General features: G+C 65.2%; 20 protein-coding genes and 1 pseudogene. 10 read left to right on the forward strand and 11 right to left on the reverse strand.

Annotated features, from left to right (window positions below; all coding sequences use genetic code 11):
• Window positions 1-105 precede the first annotated feature (105 nt).
• Window positions 106-333 carry a hypothetical protein gene (locus ABIA45_RS04200; protein WP_036044010.1) on the reverse strand — a complete coding sequence of 76 codons (228 nt, stop codon included), beginning with the start codon at window positions 331-333 and terminating at the stop codon, window positions 106-108.
• A gap of 126 nt (window positions 334-459) precedes the next feature.
• On the opposite strand from ABIA45_RS04200, the gene ABIA45_RS04205 reads away from it, so the two are divergent.
• Window positions 460-2,007 (forward strand): FAD-dependent oxidoreductase, encoded by a 1,548-nt coding sequence (locus ABIA45_RS04205; protein WP_275503322.1) that lies wholly within the window; start codon window positions 460-462, stop codon window positions 2,005-2,007.
• Between the two features lie 178 nt (window positions 2,008-2,185).
• Window positions 2,186-3,946, forward strand: coding sequence for a CHAD domain-containing protein (locus ABIA45_RS04210; protein WP_404651123.1), 1,761 nt, complete (start codon window positions 2,186-2,188; stop codon window positions 3,944-3,946).
• 120 nt (window positions 3,947-4,066) lie between these two features.
• Here the strand turns inward: ABIA45_RS04210 and ABIA45_RS04215 are convergent, their stop codons facing one another.
• From ABIA45_RS04215 to ABIA45_RS04235, 5 genes are all read right to left on the reverse strand, one after another.
• Window positions 4,067-4,690 carry a transglutaminase-like cysteine peptidase gene (locus ABIA45_RS04215; RefSeq protein ID WP_404651124.1) on the reverse strand — a complete coding sequence of 208 codons (624 nt, stop codon included), beginning with the start codon at window positions 4,688-4,690 and terminating at the stop codon, window positions 4,067-4,069.
• A 330-nt stretch (window positions 4,691-5,020) separates the two neighbouring features.
• Window positions 5,021-5,632: a PilZ domain-containing protein gene (locus ABIA45_RS04220; RefSeq protein ID WP_026312634.1), complete on the reverse strand. Its 612-nt coding sequence runs from the start codon at window positions 5,630-5,632 to the stop codon at window positions 5,021-5,023.
• 68 nt (window positions 5,633-5,700) lie between these two features.
• Window positions 5,701-6,867, reverse strand: coding sequence for a CynX/NimT family MFS transporter (locus ABIA45_RS04225; RefSeq protein ID WP_404540148.1), 1,167 nt, complete (start codon window positions 6,865-6,867; stop codon window positions 5,701-5,703).
• Between the two features lie 77 nt (window positions 6,868-6,944).
• A complete protein-coding gene (locus ABIA45_RS04230) occupies window positions 6,945-8,186 on the reverse strand; it encodes an MFS transporter (RefSeq protein WP_404651125.1) in 1,242 nt (413 codons plus the stop codon).
• 267 nt (window positions 8,187-8,453) lie between these two features.
• Window positions 8,454-9,671 carry an acyl-CoA desaturase gene (locus tag ABIA45_RS04235; protein ID WP_404651126.1) on the reverse strand — a complete coding sequence of 406 codons (1,218 nt, stop codon included), beginning with the start codon at window positions 9,669-9,671 and terminating at the stop codon, window positions 8,454-8,456.
• Between ABIA45_RS04235 and ABIA45_RS04240 the strand changes: the two genes are divergently transcribed.
• The 3 genes and pseudogenes from ABIA45_RS04240 (at window position 9,589) to ABIA45_RS04250 (ending at window position 13,031) form a co-directional block, all read left to right on the forward strand.
• Window positions 9,589-10,740, forward strand: a complete 1,152-nt coding sequence (locus ABIA45_RS04240) for a zinc-binding dehydrogenase (RefSeq protein ID WP_404651127.1) — start codon at window positions 9,589-9,591, stop codon at window positions 10,738-10,740. The genes ABIA45_RS04235 and ABIA45_RS04240 overlap by 83 nt on opposite strands.
• 125 nt (window positions 10,741-10,865) lie before the next feature.
• Window positions 10,866-12,620: a serine hydrolase gene (locus tag ABIA45_RS04245; RefSeq protein ID WP_404651128.1), complete on the forward strand. Its 1,755-nt coding sequence runs from the start codon at window positions 10,866-10,868 to the stop codon at window positions 12,618-12,620.
• Window positions 12,620-13,031 (forward strand): annotated as a pseudogene (locus ABIA45_RS04250) (VOC family protein). The gene ABIA45_RS04245 and the pseudogene ABIA45_RS04250 overlap by 1 nt, the downstream one beginning before the upstream one ends.
• A gap of 6 nt (window positions 13,032-13,037) precedes the next feature.
• Here the strand turns inward: ABIA45_RS04250 and ABIA45_RS04255 are convergent.
• Window positions 13,038-13,778 carry a metallophosphoesterase gene (locus tag ABIA45_RS04255; RefSeq protein ID WP_271545097.1) on the reverse strand — a complete coding sequence of 247 codons (741 nt, stop codon included), beginning with the start codon at window positions 13,776-13,778 and terminating at the stop codon, window positions 13,038-13,040.
• Window positions 13,779-14,050: 272 nt separating this feature from the next.
• Here ABIA45_RS04255 and ABIA45_RS04260 point away from each other — a divergent pair, with 272 nt between their 5' ends.
• Window positions 14,051-15,979, forward strand: a complete 1,929-nt coding sequence (locus ABIA45_RS04260) for a DEAD/DEAH box helicase (RefSeq protein WP_404651129.1) — start codon at window positions 14,051-14,053, stop codon at window positions 15,977-15,979.
• A gap of 319 nt (window positions 15,980-16,298) precedes the next feature.
• Window positions 16,299-16,778, forward strand: coding sequence for a phasin (locus ABIA45_RS04265; protein ID WP_404651130.1), 480 nt, complete (start codon window positions 16,299-16,301; stop codon window positions 16,776-16,778).
• A gap of 386 nt (window positions 16,779-17,164) precedes the next feature.
• Here ABIA45_RS04265 and ABIA45_RS04270 read toward each other — a convergent pair whose 3' ends face one another.
• The 3 genes from ABIA45_RS04270 to ABIA45_RS04280 form a co-directional block, all read right to left on the reverse strand.
• Window positions 17,165-17,671 (reverse strand): GNAT family N-acetyltransferase, encoded by a 507-nt coding sequence (locus tag ABIA45_RS04270; protein ID WP_404651132.1) that lies wholly within the window; start codon window positions 17,669-17,671, stop codon window positions 17,165-17,167.
• Between the two features lie 75 nt (window positions 17,672-17,746).
• On the reverse strand, window positions 17,747-18,880 hold the full coding sequence (locus ABIA45_RS04275) for a DJ-1/PfpI family protein (RefSeq protein ID WP_271545096.1): 1,134 nt from the start codon (window positions 18,878-18,880) through the stop codon (window positions 17,747-17,749).
• A 135-nt stretch (window positions 18,881-19,015) separates the two neighbouring features.
• Entirely contained in the window at window positions 19,016-19,570 is a 555-nt protein-coding gene (locus ABIA45_RS04280) for a PAS domain-containing protein (protein ID WP_271544681.1), read from the reverse strand.
• A gap of 696 nt (window positions 19,571-20,266) precedes the next feature.
• On the opposite strand from ABIA45_RS04280, the gene ABIA45_RS04285 reads away from it, so the two are divergent.
• The gene (locus ABIA45_RS04285) at window positions 20,267-21,085 is read left to right on the forward strand and encodes a rhomboid family intramembrane serine protease (protein WP_404651135.1); all 819 of its coding nucleotides are present in this window, start codon (window positions 20,267-20,269) and stop codon (window positions 21,083-21,085) included.
• 188 nt (window positions 21,086-21,273) lie between these two features.
• Window positions 21,274-21,702: a CBS domain-containing protein gene (locus tag ABIA45_RS04290; RefSeq protein WP_225124846.1), complete on the forward strand. Its 429-nt coding sequence runs from the start codon at window positions 21,274-21,276 to the stop codon at window positions 21,700-21,702.
• Here the strand turns inward: ABIA45_RS04290 and ABIA45_RS04295 are convergent, their stop codons facing one another.
• On the reverse strand, window positions 21,703-22,776 hold the full coding sequence (locus tag ABIA45_RS04295; RefSeq protein ID WP_275511212.1) for a patatin-like phospholipase family protein: 1,074 nt from the start codon (window positions 22,774-22,776) through the stop codon (window positions 21,703-21,705).
• Between the two features lie 247 nt (window positions 22,777-23,023).
• Between ABIA45_RS04295 and ABIA45_RS04300 the strand changes: the two genes are divergently transcribed.
• Window positions 23,024-24,097, forward strand: a complete 1,074-nt coding sequence (locus ABIA45_RS04300) for a hypothetical protein (protein WP_404651136.1) — start codon at window positions 23,024-23,026, stop codon at window positions 24,095-24,097.
• Window positions 24,098-24,202 lie beyond the last annotated feature (105 nt).

Raw genomic sequence — 24,202 nt, forward strand, 5'->3', positions numbered from 1 at the left:
GGCAGCTCTTTGTGAGGACCGTGCCGCTAGTCAATGATGCAATCGCCGGAACAGTCAACAGGCCCGACTCCCCGGCCGGGAATTGGACGGTGCCGCATCGGCTCCTCAGCGACCGAGTTCGCTTTCGGCGGCAAGCTGCCCCTCTGCCGTGATCTCGTATTCGCCGTCGTGCTTGGTCATCCATCCTGACCTGACCATCTCTCGTGCAAGCTGTATCGAGCAGATCGGATGATTGCCGCCCGGGTGATACAGCCTGTCGTTGCGGACGAGCAGGTGCCCGTACAATCGCGCCTGGCGCAGCGCCCTGCGCATCCCCGGTGATGGACTTTTCATGCCGGTTCAAGCGCGAGCACGATGAAGGTTCCTAATGAATGCGGCCATCTCATCGACGTTTCGTTCGGCAGCGCACATAGGAACCGTCATTCTGCTGCATCGTTTGTTCTTCCGAGGAGTAGCGCCATGAACGTACGGGATGAGCACACGCGGTCGCTCTGGATGGACGTATCTGTCGCCGAAGCTCCGGTGCTGTCGCGTACGGTCGGCGTGGACGTTGCCGTGGTCGGCTCCGGAATAGCCGGGCTTTCGGTCGCATATGAACTTGCTTGCCATGGCCGTTCGGTCGCAGTGATCGATCGCGGCCGCATCGGCAGCGGGATGACGGCGCGCACCACGGCGCATCTGGCGACCGCGCTTGATGATGGTTACGATGCGTTTGTGCGAGTCCGCGGCCCTGACTGTGCGCGGCGTTACTATCAGAGCGTCGCGGCCGCGATCGATCGCGTCGAGGCCATCCAAGGCGCCGAGCACATCGATTGCGGTTTTAAGCGCGTCGATGGCTATTGGGTACTGGCATCCGAAACGTCCGCATCCGAGCTGGATAGTGAGTTGGACTGCTGTCGCAAGCTGCAGATTCCGGTCGACAATTGCGTCGAGCGGACACCATTCCATGACAGGGGTCAGACGCGTTCGCTGCGCTTTCCGCGCCAGGCGCGCCTGCATCCGACTAAATATCTCGCCGGTCTGGCGAGCGCACTGCAGCGCCGGGGCGCCCAGCTCTATGCCGACACCTGCGTCGAGAGCATCCAGCAACGCCAGGGCAGCATGGTCGTCACCACCGCCTCAGGCTACGAGGTTCACGCCGCCGACGTGGTGGTTGCGACCAACTCGCCCGTCAACGTGCAGGTGGCGATCCACACCAAGCAGGCGCCTTACCGCACTTATGCGCTCGCCGCGAAGATTGCCGCGGGCGCCGTGGAGGATGCGCTCTATTGGGATACGCTCGATCCTTATCATTATGTCCGCCTCCAACCGTTGTCTGCCGACGAGGACATCGTGATCATCGGCGGCGAAGATCACAAGTCGGGTGAGGCAAATGATGGTGCACAACGCCTTGACGCTCTTGAGCGCTGGGCGCGCGAGCGATTGCCGGATTTGCGCGAGGTCACCTATCGGTGGTCGGGTCAGGTGCTGGAGCCGGTCGATTTCGCCGGCTTCATCGGTCGCAGCCCCGACGAGGAGCATGTATTCGTTGTCAGCGGCGATTCCGGGCAGGGGATCACGAACGGGCTCGTGGCGGGCATGCTGATCGCTGATCTCATCACCAGCGGCGCCAGTCCCTGGGAGGACGTCTACGCTCCGTCACGGAAGATTCAAAGGAACATCGGCGAGTTCATCAGCGAGAACATCACCCCTATCAAGAATTTCGCGGAGTATCTCACCGCAAGTGAAATCGCGAGCGCTGAACAACTGCGGCCTGGCGAGGGGCGCCTCTTCCGAAGTGGCCTGAAGAAGATCGCGGCGTGCCGGGACCGAAGCGGACATTTGCATTTGCATTCGGCGAGCTGCACCCATTTGGGCTGCGTCGTGCACTGGAACTCACTCGAACAGTGCTGGGACTGCCCATGTCACGGATCGCAGTTTGCACCCGATGGCACCGCGCTCAACGGCCCGGCGGTTTCCCCGCTCGGCGGGGCTGAAAAGCCGGCCAATCTTGAAGCGGCAGAATGAGCGGCATCCCTCGGCGCGTCGTGGTCAGGCGTTGAAGGGGTTTGCGCTGACGGCTGCACCTTTTGTGTGACGCGTTACGTGTGAATCATGATCGCACGGCGATCTGATGTGACTAGTCCTCGCAGGCTGTACCGGCTATATCCTGTCGCCTTGTCATCGAACTGTCATGTTACCGCAAATGCTAAAGTCAGATGCTGCGCCGGCTCGCAAGACTCCGGGCGCGCCGGAAGCCAATTCTGCTGTTGGGAACACTAAGAGAACGCAGCTCCTCACCGGCTTCCCGGGGCAACACGAGGAGGTCAGCGTGGAACCCGCGACGGTCGAGGAGCGCGCTCCTCTTGAGCAGACGCCATCGCAGGACGTGACGCCCGCGCCGAGCCCGACCCAGCCCGCATCTCCCGCCGCCGAAATCGAGCTCAAGCTGCTCGTCGGTGCCGATCGCATGGCGCATTTCGGCGCAGCGCCGGTGATCGCGGCGAACGCACGCAACAAGGGCACGCGCAAACGTCTTAAATCCGTCTACTACGACACGCCCGAGCGGGCGCTTCGTCGTGCCGGCCTGAGCTTGCGCGTCCGCCAGAGCGGCACGCGTTTCGTGCAGACCGTGAAGACCGAGGTTGCGGACGATCCGTTGCGTCGCGGCGAATGGGAAGCAAGCGTGCCGTCGCTTGCGCCCGATCTCGCCTTGGCGATGCCGTTCATTCCGGAGAAGCTTTGCGAGCGGCTCGGAACTCAGCCGCTCGAAGCAGTGTTCACGGCCGATGTGCATCGGCACACGCGCATCGTCGACCTGCCGTCCGGCACGGTCGAGGTCGCCTGCGACCAGGGCGAGCTGACGGCCGGCGACCGGTCGGTTCCTGTCAGCGAGATCGAGCTGGAGCTGAAGAGCGGCAGCGCGAGCGCGATCTACGAGATCGCGCTGCGCCTTGCGGAGCACGGAAGGGTGAAGCCGTCCATCCGCAGCAAGTCCGCGCGCGGATTCGATCTTGCCGCGGACCTGCCGCCGTCGGCTCGCCGGCCGCGCAAGCTTCGTCTCGATCCCTCCGTGACGCTCGACGAAGCCTTCGCGACCATCCTGCGCGCCTGCTTCCTTCACCTGCTGCAATCGCTGCCGGCGGCCGAGGACGGCCGCAATCCGGAAGGCGTGCATCAGCTGCGCGTCTCGCTGCGCCGGCTGCGATCCGCGCTCGACTTGATGCGATCGGTCGGCGCGCTCAGCAACCTCGAGGCGCTGCGCTCGGAGGCCAAATGGCTGGCGCAAGGCCTGTCTGCCGCGCGCGACTGGGACGTGTTCCAGCTCGCCACCTTGCCGGCGATCGCAAAAGCTTGTCCGTCGGTCGCGGGTTTCGATGCGCTTGGGCGGGCCGCGGCTCAGCGTCAGGCGGAAGCTTATCGCAGCGCCCGCCACGCGCTCGATGATCGCCGCTGCGCGCTCTTCCTGATCAGTCTTGGCGGTTGGATCGAGACGCGCGGCTGGCGCAACGGCGTCGCGGCGCAAGATCTCGGCCGGCTCGCGGAGCCCGCCGTCAATTTCGCCGAGCGCGTCTTGTCGGAGCAGTATGCGAAGGCACTCAAGCGCGGTCGCCGCTTCAAGTCGCTGACGGTCGACGAGCTGCACCGCGTGCGGCTCGCCACCAAGCGGCTGCGCTATCTCAGCGAGTTCCTGCTGCCGCTGTACGAGGATCGCAAGTCCGCACGAAAATTCGCGCGCCGGCTCGCCGGCTTGCAGGAGGAGCTCGGCGTCTTCAACGACATGGCGGTGACGGCCTCGTTGCTCGACGGGCTCGGCACTGACGATCGCGACAGCGCCATTGCGGCGGCCGCGATCGCCGGCTGGCAGGCGCGGGCATCGATCGGCATGCAGCAGGGCTTGCAGGATAGCTGGCGGGATTTTGCCGCCGCACGCGTGCCCTGGTCGCGCCAAGGCCAGCAGAGCTGATCGCGCTTTCCCAAAAAGTTGCGCCCAGCCATTGGGGGATGGCTGGGCGCGCGCGAACCGGTCTGGGACGGGGAGGGGTGGGGATGTGACCGGGTCGCGTAACCTGTTGTCTCGTTCCTACTAATCTTTGGCGCTGGCGGTGGAGACCGCCGGCTTGGTATCGCCCAGCGAGACCCAGACGTTGGGATCGCTCTGCGACTGGCGCTTGACGAAGCGGTAGCCGGTCTCCGTCCAGGCGAGGACGTTCTCGTTCTGATTGTCGAGAATGAACTCGCCCTTGTCGGTCTTCACCGTCAGCACCGCGTGGCCTTCGCCCTTCTTGTCGCGCACCACGGTGATGAGCAGGGCCTGGCGCGGCCAACCGGCATCCATCAGCATCTTGCGCTTCAACAGCACGTAGTCTTCACAGTCGCCGTAACCGTCTGACGGCAGCGACCACTTCTCGATCACGCCCCAGTGCTCCTGGTCGGTCAGAGGCTTGACGGTCTCGTTGACCCAGCGATTGACCTTGACGAGGTCGCGCCATGCGGCCTGCGACATCACGATGTCGCGCGGCTGCAGCGGTGCGCCCTGGCACTGGGCAGCATTGTCCGCGCAGAACTCGACCCAGCCTATCGGCGCACGCGTGGTGTCGCCGAGGCTCGCGTAGAGCAGACGGCCTTCGCCGGCCTGCGCTGCCGCGCTGATCCCGAAGAGCATGGCGGCCAGCGCCACTCCCTTCCCCCGTCCCCTGAAGTCAAACATTGCGGCCCCCGTTTCTTGTTGGGACCACATTTCGCACGGAGCTTTTGAGTTGCCGCTAAGTCGACCAAGTCAAGTCGAGACGAATGCAAGTAAAAGGCGCGGCGAATTCGATCTATACTTGAATAGAATTCGCGTAAAATTGGATATGACTGCAATTGATTCAAATTTTATCTATTAACGCGGAAACGCTGGGAGGAGCGTTGTTTGCGCTTATCTGCAGCCCCTCCGTTAACCGCTGGCCATTCGCCGCTGGACATGAAAAAGGCGGCGTCCGCATCGCGGAAGCCGCCTTCGAGCCTGGAAATATGGAGGTTTTCGCGTCCTTGCGCTTTACCGCGCGGTAACGCTCTCTTCGAGTGTCTCTGCCGGCTGCTCGTGCATGAACTCCAGCGCGAAGCCGTCCTCGAGGTTTCGGACCACGCGGCCCTGGACCCGGCCGAGCAGAACCGTCGATTTCAGCGGCGGCCGGTTTTCGGCAGCGATGGCCGCGCCCGACAGCGAGAGGTCGATGATGCGGCAGGTCATCTTGGTGCCGTCCTCGAGCGTCAGCACCGCGATCGGGTTGCGCGGCACGATACGGTCGTGGCGGCGGTCCTCCGGCAGATTGAGGATGTCGCGGTTGGCGAGCCAGGTCAGCTGCGCGGCGAGCTTGTCGCGCTTGCGCGGCGTCGCACCGATGGTCATGGCGAAGCCGTTGTCGATGATCCGGGTGATCTTGCCCTCGACGCGGCCGATATGGTCGAGATAGGCGACCACGCGGTCGCCGACATTGCCGATGCCGGGGGCGAGCAAGGCGAGGCCGCCCGGCGACATGTTGATCACCTGGCAGGGGAATTCCCGGCGGTCCGGCAACATGTAGCGGCCGAGCAGGTGCACCTTCACCCGCTGGAAGCGCCTGCGCTCCTCGGCGGCCGGAAGAAATTTTTTGTTCGCCAACGCCATTTCCAACACCCGACCCCCCGCCCGGGCGGAGTCCTTGCGACCCTAAGGTGCACAGGGTTAATGCCGCGTTAGGATCGGGCGCGCCGGTTGCGGACAGACACGATGCGCTCGAAAAGCCACACCAGGGGCGGGCACGCAAGCACCGTCAGTGCGCCGAGGTCGAGCGCGACCGCCGCGCTCCCGGCCGATTTGGCGAGCCGCCCGGCCAGGGCGGGACCGAGCATCATTGCGGCATAGAATAGCGTGTAGAACACGCCCATTCCGATCGCCCTGGTCTCCGGGACAAGCACGCGGGCGGCGAGGCTCATGATTGGGCCGGCGGGATGGCCCCCGATGAGGCCGATCAGGACCAGAATTGTGATCACCCAGTCCGATCGCGGCAGCCAGGCCAGCAGCACGGCCACAAGTAGGCTGGCCGCGATCGCCAGCATAAAAGGTCGCTTGAAGCGATCGGCGAGAAAGCCGCCTGCCGGAACAGAAATGACCGACAACCACATCACGATGCTGATCGCCGAGCCTGCCGCGGCGATGCTCCAACCGCGCTCGGCCAAGAACGTCGGGCCGAACGAGAAGATCATGGCGAAGCCGACATTATAGAGGCCCCAGATCACGCCGGCGACGACCACCGCGAGCAGGGCGAGCGGATCGAGCCGGCTCGAGCCGGCGGCGCTGACGGCAGCTCCGGATGGCGGCTGGTAGAACGCGACCAGCAGAATGCCGATCGCGGTCAATGCGCCCACGGACAGGAAGACGGCGCCTGCGCCATGGGCGGTGCCGATTGCTGGAAGGACCAGCAGCGAAATCGCAACGCCGGCCGGCCAGGAATTGACGAAGATCGCCATCGCGGTGGCGATCTCCTTGCCTGCGAACCAGTCCGCGGCCATCTTGGTGAGCTGCACCGTCAGCAGCACTCCGCCGGCGCCGGAGGCGAGCCGGCCCGCCATCTGCCAGCCCCAGACGTCGGCGGTGGCCATGACGAGGCTGCCTGCCGTCATCAGCAGCAGCGCGGCGATGGTCGTCGGCTTGTCGCCGAGCGCGCGGCCGATTGCGCCGCCGGGCAGCGCCAGCACGACTCCCGGCGTGAAATACAGCCCGATCAGGATGCCGATATCGGCAAGGCCGACGCCAAAGGTCTGTTGCAGCAGCGGCGCGACCGCCGCAACACTCTGAAACTGGAACGCGATGGTGAGGCGCACGACGAACAGGATCGCAAGAATGCCCCAGCGATTGCGCAATGCCTCATCTCCCACAAGTCTCGAGCGTGCGGTGGGGAGACGCCGGAGTCAATCGGCAGTGTCGTAGCGCTGCGCCCTCACGCCCGCTTCGCCGCGCGCTGATACAGCAGGCACAGCAGCGCCAGCAGCACCGCGGCCGAGAGCCCGAGCGACCAGTGGATGCCGATCGCCGCACCGGCTACCCCGATCGTGATGCCGCTGAAGGCCCGCATGCCGAGCCCGGCCATGTTGTAGAGGCCGACGACGCGGCCGCGGATGTCGTGCGGCGCGTTGAGCTGCACCAGCGCCTGCGCCATGGTGTTGAACGAGAGCTCGAAGAAGCCCGCGAAGAACAATAGCGCGATCGCGACCGGATAGACCGGCACGAGCGCGAAGCCGAGCAGCGCCACGCTCCACAGCATCGCCAGCGTGATCGCGGTGCGCGGGGTGCCCTTCAGCCGTCCCCAGGATTCCAGCGCGATGCCGGCCAGCAATGCGCCGGCCGCGTCCGCGGCGAGCAGCACGCTATAGGAGACGCCGGGATCGCCATGGCCGAGATCGCCGGCATAGCCCGGCATCTGGGCGTGATAGGCGTTGCCGATCATGAAGGAGGTGAGGCCGGCGAGCCACGTCATCGCCAACAGCACCGGCTGGGTGCCGATCGCGCGGATGGTGAGCACGATGTCGGCAAGGCCTCGCACCGCGAAGCGATGCGCCGCCACGCTCTTGTCCCTGATCGGGGCCCAGAACAGCCAGAGCAGCATCGGCAGATAAAACAGCGTGTTGAAGATGATGCCGTGCGAGGGACCGAGCGTCAGCATGATGATGCCGCCGACCGCAGGTCCGACCAGGATGCCGAGATAGCGCGCCATCGCGTTCAGCCGCACCGCGCTCGGCAGATCGGCCGGGCCGACCAGGTCATAGAGCAAGAGCTGGTTCGGGGTCTGCCAGAGCACGCCGGCGCAGCCATGGATCACCAGAAGCAGCATCGCGTGCCACATCTGGATCGTATCGGTAAGGAAGAAGTAGCCCCAACCGGCGGAGGCGACGATGAACAGCAGCATGCCGCACTGGATGATGCGGCGCGGATCGAACCGGTCGGCGAGGCCGCCGACCGCGACGGAGAACAGCAGGAACGGCAGCCAGTGCGACAGCACGGCAAACCCGCCCAGCGTCGGCGAATGAAATTTCTGGAACACCACCCAATAGCTGATCACATGCTCGATATTGTCCGCCATCATCGCCAGCACGTAAGAGACGAACTGGAGACGGTAGGGCACGGACCTCATCGCCGCGAACGATCCGGACGCGGCCACGGGATTTTGGGGAAGGGGATTCACGGGATGACCTGAGGTGAGACTCGTGGCGAGTTACACGCTCGGCGGCCGGCGCTCAAGACAATTGGGTGTGGTGGAACAGCAGCCATGCATGCTTGCCACGAGGCCCCGTGATCTCAGGTGCAAGCCTTGCGAGCTCCGGCCCGCTCTCGTCGAGCCGGGGCAGCGACGCAATCCAGGCTGCACCTGCGGAGGGGTCTGGATTGCTTCGTCGCAAGAGCTCCTCGCAATGACGGCGCCCGTACCGCATCGGCCCCGTCATCGCGATCATCACGCAGCATCGGCGACCCCATCGCGCAGCTTCGCCTCGGTCAATCGCCGCAAGCCGGGCCGTTCCGGCAGGTTGTGCGGCGTCCTGACATTCCAGACCAACCAGATCGCTTCGAGTGATCGGATCAGCCACCAGCCGGGATCGACCTGTCCCGGCAAAAGTCCAAGCTTCGCCGAGCCCGGATAGGCGTGATGGTTGTTGTGCCAGTTCTCGCCCATGCTGATCAGCGCGGCGAGGCGGACATTGTAGCCTTGGGCCGCGACGCCATCGACGGTCCAGATCTGATCGCCGCTTGTGTGGGAGAAGTGGCCGACCAGCCAGTGGCCGGTGACGCAGACGCTGACGCGCACGCAAATGCCCCAGACCAGCCAGTCCAGCCCGCCGATTGCAAAGAAGAGGAGGGCCCATGGCAATTGCTGCAACATCCATGTGCGTTCGATGAAGGCATAGAACCGGTCACCGGCAAGCCGCGGTTCGAGCCGAAAATCCGGCGGATGGCGCAGCACCAGCCGGCAATGCAATTGCCACCAGGCATCGCGCCAGAAGCCGGCGCCGTGGCGGGAATACTCATGGCACGCGCCCTGCCGCTGCGCCCAGTCGCGGAAATCGTGCAGGCGGATCATGCCGAACGGCCCGGCCATGCCGACGAGCGTGCCGAGATAGACGAAGAGATGTTCGAGCCAGAGCGGACAATCGAAACTCGCATGGATCAGCTTGCGATGCATGCCGACGGAGTGCCCCGCGCAGAGCGTGACGGCGCTGGTCGCGAGGAACAGCGCCAATGCCGACCAGGAGCAACAGATTGGTCCGAGCGCGATGCCGGCCGCCGTCATGCCCGCCAGCCACAGCGACTTCTGCGGCGCCCATTGCACATATCCGTCCAACGGATCGGTGTCAGAGGCGACAAAAATTCGTTCCGAACCCGGTCGCAAATCCATCGATTGATCCCGGCTGACAGCGGCGCGAGGAGCCGCGCAGGTCCGAAGCAGGCATCGCTCCGGCACACGCAGCCTGCTCACACAACTGCGGCGTGTCAACGCGCCGCGTTGGTATTTCCAATGTCGCAGGACTGTCATAGGTTGATCGCAGGCCCGCACGATTAAAACAAAACAAGCGGGCAGCGAGGAAACAGCCATGCAACAGATCCGCGTCTGCACCCACGCCGGTCCCGGCTCGGAGCCCGTCATCCGCACCGTGCCGTGGCCGAAGGTCGGCAAGAAGGCCGCCCTGATCAAGATTGGCGCCTGCGGCGTCTGCGGCACCGACCTGCACATCCTGAAAGGACACTGGCCGAAGCCGCTGCCCTGGCCGTTCACGCTGGGACACGAGCTCGGCGGCGTCATCGTCGAATGCGGCGATGAATTTTCCGAGGACTTCATGAGCAAGCCGCTCAGCGTCGGTTCAAAAGTAATGATCCCGCCGCTAATGCCCTGCGGCCGCTGCTACTATTGCATCCACTATCCGCAAACCGCGAACAAGTGCCTGACGCCGGTCTATTACGGCCGCAATCTCGGCTTCGACAGGGCGCCGCATTTGTGGGGCGGCTGGGCCGAATATGTCTATGTCGATCTCGACATGCTGCCAGGCACCAAGATCTACAAGCTGCCGGACGACATGTCGCTGCGCCTCGGCGCGCTGTCGGAGCCGCTGACCTCCTGCATCCGCGCCTTCAACCGGGCGACGCGCGCCGGCGGATTCAGCTGGGGCGACACCGTGGTGATCCAGGGCTCCGGCCCGATCGGTATCTTGGCAGTCGCGGCCGCCAGGGAGATGGGCGCGGGGCGCGTGATCTGCGTCGGCGCGCCGGAGGAGCCGCGGCTCAAGCTGGCGCGCGAGTTCGGCGCGGAGGCGACTGTGAACATCGACGAGCTGAAGTCACCGCAGGATCGCATCGATCGCGTGCGAAAGATCGTCGGCGGCTTCGGCGCTGATCTCGTGATGGACTGCTCGGGGCATCCGACCGCCGGCCCCGAGGGCATCGAGATGCTGCGCGACGGCGGCACCTATGTCGAGATGGGCCAGTTCACCGACGCCGGCTCGATCGACACCTCCTGGCACCGCATCTGCACCAAGGACCTCAACGTGCTGGGATCCTGGGGCTTCACCGGCAATGATCTCCCGCTCGGCGTCGACATGCTCTACCGCACGCGCGACAAATATCCTTGGGCGAAGATGCAGACGATTTACCCGTTCACGGAAGCAGGCGTCGCGCAGGCGGTGAAGGACGCGATGGCGATGAAGACGGTGAAGTCGACCATCGTGCCGTGGCCGGAGCTGGTGGAGTAGCGCGATCTCTTCCATCCGTGGCGATCTCGCCACATAGCTTCACTTCTTTGCGAAAGTCCGCGCCCTGACTTTCCATTTCACGTTGATACCGCTAGCTTGCGCATCTTGAAGGTCGCGCATCGATCATGAACAGTTCATCCGAGATCCCTGATAGTCCGTTCGCGTCTCTCATTCCCGACATCGATCGGCTCGCCGCGGAAGCGATGGCGGTCTGGAAGGTCCCGGGCGCGGCGCTCGCCGTCGTCCAGGACGGCGAGGTCGTGCTCACACGCGCCTATGGCCGGCGCGATGTGGAGGCCGATCTGCCGGTCACGCCGCATACGCATTTCGTGATCTGTTCGATCACCAAATCGTTCACCGCCACCGCTGTCGCCTTGTTGCACAACGAGGAGGTGCTCGACTGGAGCAAACCGGTCCGCGACTATTTGCCGGAGTTTCGCCTTTCCGACGCGGTCGCCACCGAACGAGTCACTATTCGCGATCTGCTCAGCCATCAGTCGGGGCTGCCACGGCACGATTGGGTTCATATGCCGGGAGACCTCTCTCCGGCTGAGATGTTGCCCCTGATGCGGCATCTCGAGCTGAGCCGCGACATTCGCGCCGCCTGGCAATACAACAACCTCTGTTACAACGCTGCCGGTCTGTTGATCGAGAGGCTGAGCGGGAAGAGCTTCGAATCCTTTCTCCGCAGTCGCCTCACGGATCCGCTCGGCATGACAGTGAGTTTCTCGCTGGATGAGCTCGCAGCCGGGCCTGAACCGGCGCGGCCTTACATGATCGATGTCGACACGCGGTTGCCGGCGTTGCAGCTGCCGATCCGCACCACGGCCGCCGGCGCCATCAACACGTCGGTGGTTGATCTGGCCAACTGGATGCGGCTGCATCTCGGCAGGGGCGAGTTCGCTGGCGAGCGGCTGCTGCCGGCGGAGCTGATCGGGCAGCTGCACGCGCCGCTGACGCTCACCGCCAAGTCGGAGTTTTCCGAGTTCGGTCATGGGCACTATGCCCTCGGCTTCCAGACCAACACCTATCAGGGCGAGCGCATCGTCTCGCACAGCGGCGGCTGGGTGGGCTGGGGCTCGCTGATGACGCTGGTGCCGGACGCCGGCATCGGCGTGGCCGTGCTGACGAACCGCAGTCCAAGCGAGGTCACATCGATCCTGACCTACTACATCATCGACCGGCTGCGGGGCCGAGAGCCGGTCGATTGGTTCGCGCGCTTCCGCAAGATACGCGACGACTTCATTGCTCACATTCCAGTCGACAAAGGGACGCGTCAGAAGGCGCGTCACCCGGATACCAAGCCGGCACATGCATTGTCGGCCTATGCCGCCGACTACGCCCATCCCGCCTATGGCGTCATCTCGATCCGCGAGCGGGACGGCGCGCTGCATTGGGCGTGGCGTGGCATGGGTGCACAACTGTCGCACTGGCATTTCGAGACGTTCGTCACGCCTGAAATCATCGACGAGCTTCATCCGGACAATCTTCCCATCACCTTCCAAACGGACCGCGAAGGCAATATCGTGCATCTGTCGGTGCCGCTGGAGCCGACGGTGAAGGACATCGTGTTCCAGCGGAAAGCCGGCGGCGACTGCCTTGATCCTGCATTCCGCGCACGCTGTGTCGGGCAGTTCCAGAGCGGCGCTATCACCCATCGCGTCACGTTGGACAGCAAAGGCAGGCTGATTCTGAAGCCCGACTTTCAGCCAGCCTATCGCCTCGAGCCGCAGCAGGGCCGCCGGTTTCGTATCGTCGATCTGGAGGGCTTTGCCGTCGAATTCAGTCGCGAGGGCGAGAGCATCGGACAGATCGTCTTCCACCAGCCGAACGGCACCTTTCTCGCGGAACGCGTGGCGGAGGAGGGTAGGGAACGCTAATGGCACTGCAGCCGGTTCGTCGGCAATCGCCCTTCCACGCCATCCGCGCGATCGACTACACCGTCGTCTTCGTGCGCGACATGGCGGCGATGCGCCGCTTCTATGAAGACGTCCTCGCCTTCCCCCTTTCGCGCGAGCTGTCGCCGAACTGGATCGAGTACAGCCTCGGCAGCAACACGCTGGCGCTGGCACGGCCGAGCCGCACCGCCGGCGATGCGCCGATCCCGCCGGGCAGCGCCTCGCTGCAGCTGGCCTTCAAGGTCTCTACTGCCGAGGTCGACGCGTGCGCCGATGAACTCGTGCGGCGGCGTGGCGCTGCTGTCGCCGCCGACGAACCAGCCGTTCGGCCATCGCACGCTGTTCTTCCGCGATCCCGACGGCAATCTGCTGGAGGTGTACGCCGAGATCTGAGAAATTCTATTTGACGTATCCCGACAACATGGCGTGCGCCCAGTCCGGACGGTTGTTGGCGAGCGCGCGCGCCGAGGCGGCCTCCCAGTCGTATTCGAGGGCCAGCAGCTCGACCTGCCAGCCCTTTTTGCCCTTGGTGAGGATCGCGTAGCGGGCGTGAGGCGAGCGGTGTTCCAGTTTCGCGGCAAAGGGAATGTCGGCGAAGACCGGGCATCCGACGCTGCCGGGATTGAGGACCAGACATTCGCGCGGCCCGTGAACGACGGCCGGGCGGTGGCTATGGCCACACAGCACCACGCGCGCCGCCGGCTCGCTCGCAAGGCGTGCTTCCAGCACGTCGCGGCGTGCCGGCACAAAGCGGCCGTCGTCGAGTGCCTCCTCCAGCAGGCACGCCGTATCGTTCTCGGGCGTGCCATGGCAAGCCAGGATGCCGTCGTCCAGCCGCAGCTGGGAGGGCAGGTTGTGAAGTGCACGACGCTGCTCCGCAGTCAGTGCGTTTCGCGCAAACAGGCCTGCCGGCGAGAGCTTGTCGTCCGGAAACTCCTCGATCCAGCGATCATGATTTCCGCGCACGGTCGGCAACGACAGCGATTGAAGGAATTCGAACGTTTCCCTCGGCCACAACGGGCTGGTGACGCAGTCGCCGAGGTTGACTATCCGATCGACGCCCCGCGTCTTGATATCCGCCAGCACCGCCTCCAGGGCGGCAAGATTGCCGTGGATGTCGGAAATGACCGCCAATCGCATCTTTATTCCCCATATCGTCAGACGTGAGCGTGGCTCGGCTATAGGCCGATCCCGCTGCATCAAGGTTAATCGAGCTGACCGCAAAAATCCGCTGCAAGCTTCGGGCGCGGCTCGCCGTCAAGCCATGCATCACGGCTATGGTGATTTCCCGGCGCTTGGCGTAAAGAGCGCCCAGATCAAATCAGCGTGCGGTCGGGCCGTTTGCCGCGCACGCAGCTCGGGGCGCCGGTTCAACCGTTCGCGCGCCTGAATCAAACAAGGTTTCCCATCTCGTGTCTCTTCCGGCCCTGACCCCGCCGCTCGCCCGCGCTTTGGCCGAGCGGAACTATGATTCACTGACGCCCGTCCAGCTCGCGGTGCTCGCCCATGAAGCCACCGGCCGCGACCTCCTGGTCTCGGCCCAGACCGGTTCCGGCAAGACCGTCGCTTACGGCTTGGCCATCGCGAACAACATCCTCGATGACGCCGAGCAGTTCGCACCAGCCGCCGCGCCGCTCGCCTTGATCGTGGCGCCGACCCGCGAGCTCGCGCTCCAGGTTCAGCGCGAACTGGCCTGGCTCTATGGGCATGCCGGTGGGCGTGTCGTCTCTTGCGTTGGCGGCATGGATCCGCGGCGCGAGCAGCGCGAGCTGGCCGCTGGTGCACATATCGTTGTCGGTACGCCCGGGCGTCTGTGCGATCATCTGCGGCGCGGCCGCCTCGACATCTCCGAACTCGCCGCGGTCGTGCTCGACGAGGCCGACGAGATGCTCAATCTCGGTTTTCGCGAGGACATGGAATTCATCCTCGAGACCACACCGCAGACGCGCCGCACCTTGCTGTTCTCGGCGACGTTTCCGCGCGGCATCGTCGCGCTGGCGCGGCAATATCAGCGCGACGCCTTCCGGATCGAGGTCGCCGGCGACGAGGGCGGCCACGCCGATATCGAATACCGCGCGATCCGCATCGCGCCCGCCGACGTCGAGCATGCCGTCGTCAACGTGCTGCGCTTCTACGAAGCGCCGAGCGCGCTGGTGTTCTGCAGCACGCGCGATGCCGTCAGGCATTTGCAAGCCGCGCTCCTGGAGCGCGGCTTTTCGGTGGTCGCGCTGTCGGGTGAATTGACTCAGAACGAACGCACCCTGGCGCTGCAGTCGCTGCGCGACGGCCGCGCCCGCGTCTGCGTTGCGACCGACGTTGCCGCCCGCGGAATCGACCTGCCGAGCCTCGACCTCGTCATCCATGCCGATTTGCCCAACGACGCCGAAGTCATGCAGCATCGCTCGGGCCGCACCGGGCGCGCGGGCCGGAAGGGGACGAGCGTCCTGTTGGTGCCGCCCACGCGGCGACGGCGCGCCGAGCTGTTGCTCGATCTCTCTGGGATCGACGCGGTGTGGGGAACGGCGCCGCAGGCGGATGACATCCGCAAGCTCGATCACGCACGCATGAAGGACGTGCTGTTCACGGAGGAGACCACTCCCGACGATCTGGCTCTGGCGCAAGCGCTCTTGGCGGAGCGCTCGGCCGAGGACATCGCCGCCGCGCTGGCGCGGCTATATCGCGCGCGGCTGCCGTCGCCCGAGGACATCATCGACCCCGGCGAACGGAGCGGCAAGCCGGAGCGCGGGCGTGATAGATCCGGAGAGGGCGATGACCGCGCCAAGCCGCGATCGAAGGCTGGGAAATCGTCGAAGCACGCCATGGCGGAGGGCAGCGTCTGGTTCCGCGCCGCCATCGGGCGGCGCAAGAACGCGGAAGCACGCTGGCTGCTGCCGATGATCTGTCGCCGCGGCGGCATCGACAAGCGCGACATCGGCGCCATCAAGATCATGGACACCACCACCGAGTTCGAGATCTCGAATCGGGTCGCCGAATCCTTTGCGGCGAAGATCAAGCGTCCCGACAAGGAAGACAGCATCCGGATCGAGCCGATGACGGATGCGCCGCACCGGCAAGAAGCTCCTCAGGAGCGCTCCCGCGCGCCGCAGCGCGAGGCCGGCGCTCATCATGAACGGCGCGAGGATCGCCCGCGCGAGGCAGCCGGATTCAAGCCGCGCAGCAAGCCTCAGGGCGAGCGCGCGCCGAAATTCGGCGATGCGCCTTCCTTCGGAAAGAAGAAGCACAAGAACAAGAACAGGCCCGGCCATGCAGAGCCTTCGGTCACGCCGTGGCCTGCGAAGGGCGCGCCCGGAAAAAATGCGAAGAAGAAGCGTCGGGGCTGATCTGCCGCTTTCCGGCCCCGGCCAGACTAACGCCGCCGAAGGCTCGCGCGGTGCGCTATGGCGCAACAAAGCGGCAAGAGCGGCGCCTGCGGCGAGTCGTCGCTTGAATCGAATTTAATCAAGTCGAGAGTCTGAAAGCGAACTGAAGGTCCGATCCTGGTTTGTCATAGTTGGCATCGGCAGGGGGCGAGAGCAGCTCATCAGCAGCATCCCTCCATTTTGAGAGTAGGGGCACTGGTTTCCCGGTGCGGCCCGCACCCGGGAGCTTCTGAGAGTCTTCAATCCAACATCTGGTTTCGCGTGAAAGGATGGAATGACGATGCATGATGCCAATGTGAAAGCCGAGACGAATGCCACTCCCGCGGGTGGGAATGGTGGTGCAAGGCTCAAGTTCGACGTGCCGTTTTTCAATATCCAGGAGATCTTCGGCAATCTTGCCGAGCAGGGCGCCGCGCGGGCCAAGGCAAATCTCGAGCAGATGAAGGCGGCTTCCGAGGAGATCACCGACGCTTTCCGCGAAGCCTGTGCGACCAATGCCACGCGTGCCGCCGACTACGGCACCAAGGTCATCGAAATATCGAAAATCAATACCAGCTCCACCCTGGAATTCCTGTCCCAGCTCGCCGATGCGAGGTCGTTTGCGGATGTCGTGAACCTCTCCACCACCCACACCCGCAGGACCTTTGAAATGGCTTCCGGGCATAACCGGGAGCTTTGGGACCTTGCCGAGAGGGTTGCGACCGAGACGGCCGAGCCGATCAAGAAGAGCTTCAACCGGGTTCTGCACAGGGCAGCTTGAATCGAGGCTATCGGCCGCGTGAATCGGCGGACGAGCGTCTTCGCCAGAAGAGACGCCGTCCGGCTGATGGCGGCGACGCCTTTCCGTGAAGGGATGCCGAGCTGGAGGAAATCAGATGGGTATGGTGATGATCAAGTGCCCGGAAACGGGCCGAGCCATTTCGACCGGCATCGAGATGGACCGCGAACGATTTCGGTGCAGTGCAGTGTTCTTCTCTCGCACGTATTGCGAGATGTGTGCGGCAACGCACGAGTGGTTTGCCAAGGAGGCCTGGGTCTACGAAACGGGAAGTCCGGGGGCAGGCAGTCGTTCCGCGCGGGGGCGGCGTGAAGCAGCCTGACGGCGTCCTGCGAAGCAATCCGATCAATTTTGCCCGGGGACGGGCATTACGTCGCGGCAAGTTCGCGCAGCATGTAGGTCGCGTCGTCGCCATAGGATGCGAGCTTTGCGTGCAACTCAGCATCCGCCGTCACAGCCCGAAAGCCCATGCGTTCCCATAGCGGCGGCGTGCCGTGGACCGAGACCAGCGCGAGCGTTGCGATGCGTGATGCACGCGCCAGCTTCTCGATATCGGCGACATAAGCGCGCACGACGCCGCCGCGGAAGTCCGGCAGTACGGCGACATCGTGGATGTAGAGACAATCGGCGCCATCAGGCAATTCCTGCAGAACGCCGTCGAGCGGCGGAATCCGGTACCGCATCCAGGGATGCGCCAGTCCGTAACCGACGATGCCTTGGTCCGCATCGAGCACGCCGCAGCCCTCCGGACAAAGCGTGATCTTCTCCGCCAGCACCTCTTCGCGTTCGGGCAACGCCGGATGGATGCGTGCCGCAATCGCGCTGATCGCAGGAAGGTCGGAGGCGCGCGCGGGACGCCAATGCGGCTTGCTCATGTCGATCCGTCGTTCGTGGTGTCCCAGTCTATTCCGCCGCGGCGATGCGCGCAGCGGGAAAGATCCTGGCGGTCGTTATCGCGGATATTCCAGCTGCATCGCCACGAAGTCGGCCGTGCGTGCTCCGTAGCGCGTCTCGATCGCGCGCAGCGTTTCGTCCAGCGCCCGCGCCGGCGGCGAGGCGCCGGAATCCGGCACGGCCTGCTCCACCGGCCAGCTCCCGGCAATGCGGTCCGGCAGGATGCCAAGACCGCTGCGGCTGGTCCGCGCCTCTGCCGTGGCGGCGAAGGTGAGGGCGCGCGAGCGGTAGGTGCGCGACCACGCATCGGCGATCAGGGCGAGCGAGACCTCGTCGACATCAGGCGTCAACGCGATGCCGAGTTGCTCGCGCTTCCAGAATGCGAGCGTGTTTGCGATCGCCGTCAGCGCGAAGGGGCGTGTGAAGCTGAACGCGTCGCTGCGGTGGCGTGCGTCCCATCGCGCAAGGCCGATGTCGCCGGCGACCGCCTCGGCCTTGGCGCGGCCGGCGATCGCCTCGATCAAGGTGAGGGCCATCGGCATGGATGCCGTGATGCCAGTGGTCGTCGCGACGCCCTGGTCGACGACCAGCCTGCGGTCCGCCGCGTAGCGGATCGTCGAATGCTTCTTCAGATCGCCCACGGAATACCAATGCGTCGTGGCCCGCTTGCCGTCGAGCAGCCCGGTGTTGGCAACAACCGTGGCACCGACGCACACGCCGATCACAATCGCGCCCTTGCCGGCTTGGCTCCTGATCCAGTGCAAGACCGTTGCGTCGTCGTCGCGGCTCATCGCCGGCACGATGACGTAGTCGGCGCCATCGGGGTGCGCGGCATCGAACTCGGCGATGGTCGCATGCGGCTGCACCTTGAGGGCGGGATAGAGCGTGACGGGCCCTTTCTGCGTCGACAAGGTGAGGACGTCGGCAATGTCGGCGCGGGCGAGAATGCCGTAGGGCATCAGATAATCGGTGGTCTCGCTCATGTCGTTGATGCCGACGATGGCGATCAAGGGGCGCTTGCGTTTCGGCGGTTTCAGCGCCGCCAGGGTCGACTCGGTTTCGTCTCTGGAAATCGCAGGTGCGGTTCCCGAGGCTGGCGCGGCTGGCAGCAGGAGCAGCCAGGTCGCGCCGATCCCTGCCAGCAATGTCATGCCGCCGAGGGCAGTCCACGCCAGATTGCGCCAGCTCATCATGATGTCACCCGCTCGTCTCACGCGGCGCGGAAGCTATCCGGTCGCATCGACGTCAGGAATGACGCAAATCCGGCAAAAACGGTCACGCTGCGCGACGATCCATCGCAGGATCGCCGCACGTCTGCAGGGGCCCTATCGCAGCCCCTCATACACCATCAGCCCGCGCGCGATCTGCAGTTTGCGGATGGCGCGCGGCAGGAGTTTCTCCGGCTGGTGCAGGTAGCGCCAGGAAGTGAGGGTGAAGGCGGACAACGTGCCACATTCGTCGTCGAACGGCGCGAGCACGCCGGTGACGCTGACCGGCGTATGCGGGCGGGCGTTGAAGGGCAGCAGCAGGAGCTCGAGATGCGCCTTGCTGCCGTCCTCGCGCGCGGCGGTGACGCCGGCGATCGCGCCCAGCGTCTCGTCGGCGACGATCGTCGTGATCTCCTCGATCTCGCTGCGGCTGGCCTCTGTGAACAGCGCCGCAAAGCTGCGGTCCTTGAGGTCGGTTCCCGCGAGCGCGCAGACGCGCGTGCCGGCGACGCGGAACGGGAAGCCGAGGTTCTGCTCGCAGGACAGCACGAAGATGTCGCCGAGCAGGCCGCGGACCGCGGCCGGGTCGATGTCGCCCCGGTCAGGAGCCCGTGCAGTGCCGCGCTTCTTGTCCCAATACGCGAAGAACGCGCGGCTCGACGGATGTTTCATGACTGAACGCTCGCCCCGGGGTGCAACCTCGAAGGGACAGACTTGTCCCGCTTCAGTGCACCCGCGATCCCTTCTGTTGTTGTGCAGGAGGGGATTTGCAGCGTCCATGCCGCCGGCGCGTTTTCAGGCTTCTTGGGCCGGCCTTTGCGTCGTTAACGTTAAATTAACTATGCGCTTCGTGCCGGCCGCGCGCCTGCTATGGTGACCGCGGTCGCAAGCCTCGCCGCTTTTCTCCAGGTTCTCGGCGGGGCCTGTACAGGGCGTCAAACAGTTTGGTCACGGGCCGCGGGGAGGGGTGGGGATACGCCTTATCTCTCCGGCCATCGGAAGACCGACACGGACAGGCAGGGCTTTCCCAGGGCCCTGCCTTTTCCTTTTGTCGGCTAGTTCGTGAGCCCCGGACGCAGCGCAGCACTCCTTCAGTGATGCGCTGCAGAGCCGGGGCCCATGTTGCACTCGACAGAGAAATCTGGGTCCCGGCTCTGCGGCGCGTCACTTCGTGCCGCGCCTTGTCCGGGACACGAAACCGGTCCGCATCGGGGGCCCTGGTGTCCCGGACGCGCTGCAGCGCCTTAGCGCTGCTGCGCAGAGCCGGGATACAGCCCGCACGATTTCCTTTTGTGCACTTGCGCAGGGACGGCAAAGGCGCCTATCTCCAAACCTGTCGCCCCGATGTCGCCCGAAAGCGAAGCTGCCTTGGATTCCCCGCAAGATTCATCGCCGCAAGGTCCTGAGCCGGGCCCGCCGGCCGTCGTGGAGGCTCCGCGCGAGCCGATCCTGACGCTGCCTCCGGCGCTGACCGCGTATATCCTGCTGCTGGCGGCGATCCATCTGCGCGTGCTGCTACCGCCCGAGCTCGACAACTGGACCATCGACGTCTTCGGCTTCATCCCGAAGCGCTACGATTCCTCGCTGCTCAATCTGCAGATCCCGGGCGGGGCGGGGGCGAAGGTCTGGACCTTCGTCACCTATTCGCTGCTGCACGCCAATCTCACCCATCTTGGCTTCAACGTGCTGTGGCTCCTGCCGTTCGGCAGCGCGTTGGCGCGGCGTTTCGGCACCGTCAGGTTCTTCGCCTTCCTGGGCGTGACGGCGGCGGCCGGCGCGCTCGCCCATCTCATCACCCATGAGCATGCGGTGGCGCCGATGATCGGCGCCTCGGCCTCGGTGTCGGGCGCGATGGCCGCCGCAATCCGCTTTGCCTTCGTCCGCGGCAGCTTCCTGTCGTTCAGCCGATCGGATGCCGATACCGCCGCGAAAGTTCCGGCGCTGCCACTGTCGCGCGCGCTGCGCGACGGGCGGGTGGTCGGCTTCCTCGCCGTGTGGTTCGGCGTCAACATCATCTTCGGCGTGGGCGCGATCGGCATCGATGCGGAAACCACGAGCGTGGCCTGGCAGGCGCATATCGGCGGCTTCTTCGCCGGCCTGTTGTTGTTCGCGCTGTTCGATCCCGTGCCGCGCGTGCGAAGCGATGCTGCGGATGCGTCATCACGGGACGTTTCAGACCGAATCTGAAGCGGCGCTTGCGACGCGGCCCGAATTCATCCATCATTCCCGCGAAGAATGTTCCGAAGCGACACGTCCTTAGCGACGATGCTTCGCAAAGCGCACGAGCGTGAAACCGGCGCTGTAACTGTTAGTTGAAGACTCGCGAACAAGTCCGAACCACCAAAGGCGGACGGCTCGGATTCAGGGAGGCGACGATGACGGTACGTTCCATTCTGAACACCAAGGGCCACCAGATCATGAGCGTCGAGCCCGACGCCAAGCTGGCGGACGCGATCAAGCTGCTGGCTGAGAAGAAGATCGGCGCGGTGCTGGTGATGAGCCAGAGCCGGCTCGAGGGCATCCTGTCGGAGCGCGACATTGTGCGCGTGCTCGGCGAGCGCGGCGCCGGCGTGCTGGAGGCGCCAGTCTCGGAGGTGATGACCCGCAAGGTCGTGACCTGCAAGGAGACCGACACCGTCGCCGAGCTCATGGAGATGATGACGACCGGCAAGTTCCGTCATCTGCCTGTGATCGACAACGGCAAGGTGGTCGGCCTGATCTCGATCGGCGACATCGTCAAGCGCCGCGTCCAGGAATACGAGAGCGAGCAGGAAGCCCTGCGCGACTACATCAAGACCGCCTGATCAGGCCAAGTCTCCCGCTTTCGGCTCGTCCGCTTTCGGCGCGATGCCCGCGGGCGCCGGCGCCAGCACGTGGATCGCCTCCTGGATGGACTCCAGCGCACGCTCCGCAGCGCGCGTGCCATGTGCGATCAGGTCTTCGGAGCGGTGGAAGTCGAACCAGCCGAACTGGCCGACCCGCGGCGTAATCAGCATGTCGGGCGGATCGCCGGCGAGACGGGCGCGGGTGATGCGATCCTGCATGATGTTGAAGGCGTCCACCATCACCGAGGAGATGCCGGGCCGGCCGTTACCGCCGAAGAACTCGCGCTTCATCGTCTTCTCGGGCGAGAACAGGCGCGGGAAGCGCCGCTTCGCCGTCGGCTCCTCGGCCACCGGTACGACCGGGGCGGGCACCGCGCCGTGCGAATAGATCGTGGTGGAATGGGTGAAGATGTCGCTGGAAAGATTTGCGGCGATGACGATTTCGGCGCCGAGCGCGCGGGCGGCCGAGACCGGCACCGGGTTCACCAGCGCGCCGTCGACCAGCCAGCGGTCGCCGATCAGCACGGGCGCGAAGATGCCGGGCAGGGCGTAGGACGCGCGCATGGCATCGACCACGCGGCCGCGCGTCAGCCAAATCTCGTGGCCGGTGCGAACCTCGGTCGCGACGCTCGCGAACTTGATGGGCAGATCCTCGATCAGGATCTGCCCGATCGCCTCCTCGAGCCGGGTCGCGAGCTTCTCGCCGCCGAGCAGGCCGGAGCCGTTGAGACGGATATCGAGATAGCCGAGAATGTTGCGCATCCCTTGCAGGCTGCGCCCCCATTCCTCGAACGTATCGAGCCGGCCGGCCGCGTGGAGGCCGCCGACCACGGCGCCGATCGACGTGCCGACCACGACATCGGGCACGATTCCATTGGCAATCAGGGTCCTCAGTATTCCGATATGGGCAAAGCCGCGCGCCGCGCCGCCGCCGAGGGCAAGGCCGATCACCGGCCGGCGGATGCTGCCCAGGCCAACTTTTTCGCCGACTTTTTCGCTCACCTTCTCGCCGTTCGAGCCGTTCGCGCCCCGGCCTTTCAATCTGTCCAGCACCGAAACTCTCCTACGCCGGGCCAGCCCGCATCGTCAGACTAGGCATCGCACTTGCGCTCCGCCATATCAGGCGCGAAGCATGGTTTATGCCGCTTTGGAAAGGGCACGGGGCAGGAATATGGCGAGGGCCAGTTGCCAAGGGGCTAATCACGCAGCCGTCAAGCCGGTTCCACCGAAGGTCTAGGGCCGTATTTCCTGGGGTTTCAGAGGCTTGAATTTGCCGCGTTTTCGGTGAAAAGCAGGGAGCATGACACGCGGGGGTGACGGCATCAGCGGATGGCGGCGCAGCGGCAGGCTGCTGCCGGCGCTGATCCTTGCCGTATGCCTCTTTACTTCCGGCCAAAATGCCGCCCAGGCGCAGCTTTTCTCGGATCGTCCGCCGCCGGTACCGCCGGCCTCGGTGCCCGACCCAGGCAACGCTGTCAGCCTGGCGCCGCCCTCCGGGCTGGGCGCGGGACCCTCAAGCCTGCCGCCGACCCTGATGCAGCCGGCGACCCCCAGCATGCCACCGCCCGCGGTCTCGACCGTGCCGCCCGCCGCCCCGCTGAATGCGGCCGTGCCCGGACAGGGCGTGCTGTCGCTGACGGCGAAGTACGGCAAGGACTCGGCCCCGATCACCAGCGGCCTGGTCTGGCGCGTATTTGCCGACCGGCCCGACGAGAACGGCACCTTCAAGCTGATCCGCGAGGACCGCAGCGGGACGCCGAACATCGTGCTGCCGCCCGGCAATTATGTCGTCCACGTCGCCTTCGGCCTCGTCAGCGCGGTGCGCACCGTCAGCCTGAAGTCGGAGACCAATCGCGAATCCTTCGTGCTGCCGGCCGGCGGCCTGCGCATCGAGGGCCGCGTCGGTACCAGCCGCATTCCGCAGAACCAGATCTCGTTCGCGATCTACAAGGGCAGCCAGTTCGAATCGGGCGAGCGCGCGTCCCTGGTGCCGAACGTCGCCGCCGGCGACGTCGTGCTGATCCCGGAGGGCACCTATTACATCGTCTCCAATTACGGCGATGCCAATTCGGTGGTGCGCTCGGACATCCGCGTCCAGGCCGGCAAGCTCACCGACGTCACCATCACCCACCGCGCCGCCGTCATCACGCTCAAGCTGGTCAGCGACAGGGGCGGCGAGGCGCTCGCCAACACCGCCTGGTCGGTGCTGACCCCGGGCGGCGACGTCATCAAGGAATCGATCGGCGCATTCCCGCGCGTCGTGCTGTCCGAAGGCGAGTACCGCGCCATCGCCAAGAACGAGGGCAAGGTCTACGAGCGCGGATTCAACGTCGTCAACGGCGTCGACGGCGAAGTCGAGGTCATCGCGCGCTAAGGCCAGCCGTCGGCGAGAGGCTCCGGCACGACGATTCTCATCGCGCGCACGGCTGTGCATCTTCTGTTACCGTCACCTTCAGCGCGTTTCTGCCAGGTAACCTCG

This window comes from Bradyrhizobium sp. USDA 336 (genome assembly GCF_044908355.1).
Classification (GTDB): Bacteria; Pseudomonadota; Alphaproteobacteria; order Rhizobiales; family Xanthobacteraceae; genus Bradyrhizobium; species Bradyrhizobium yuanmingense.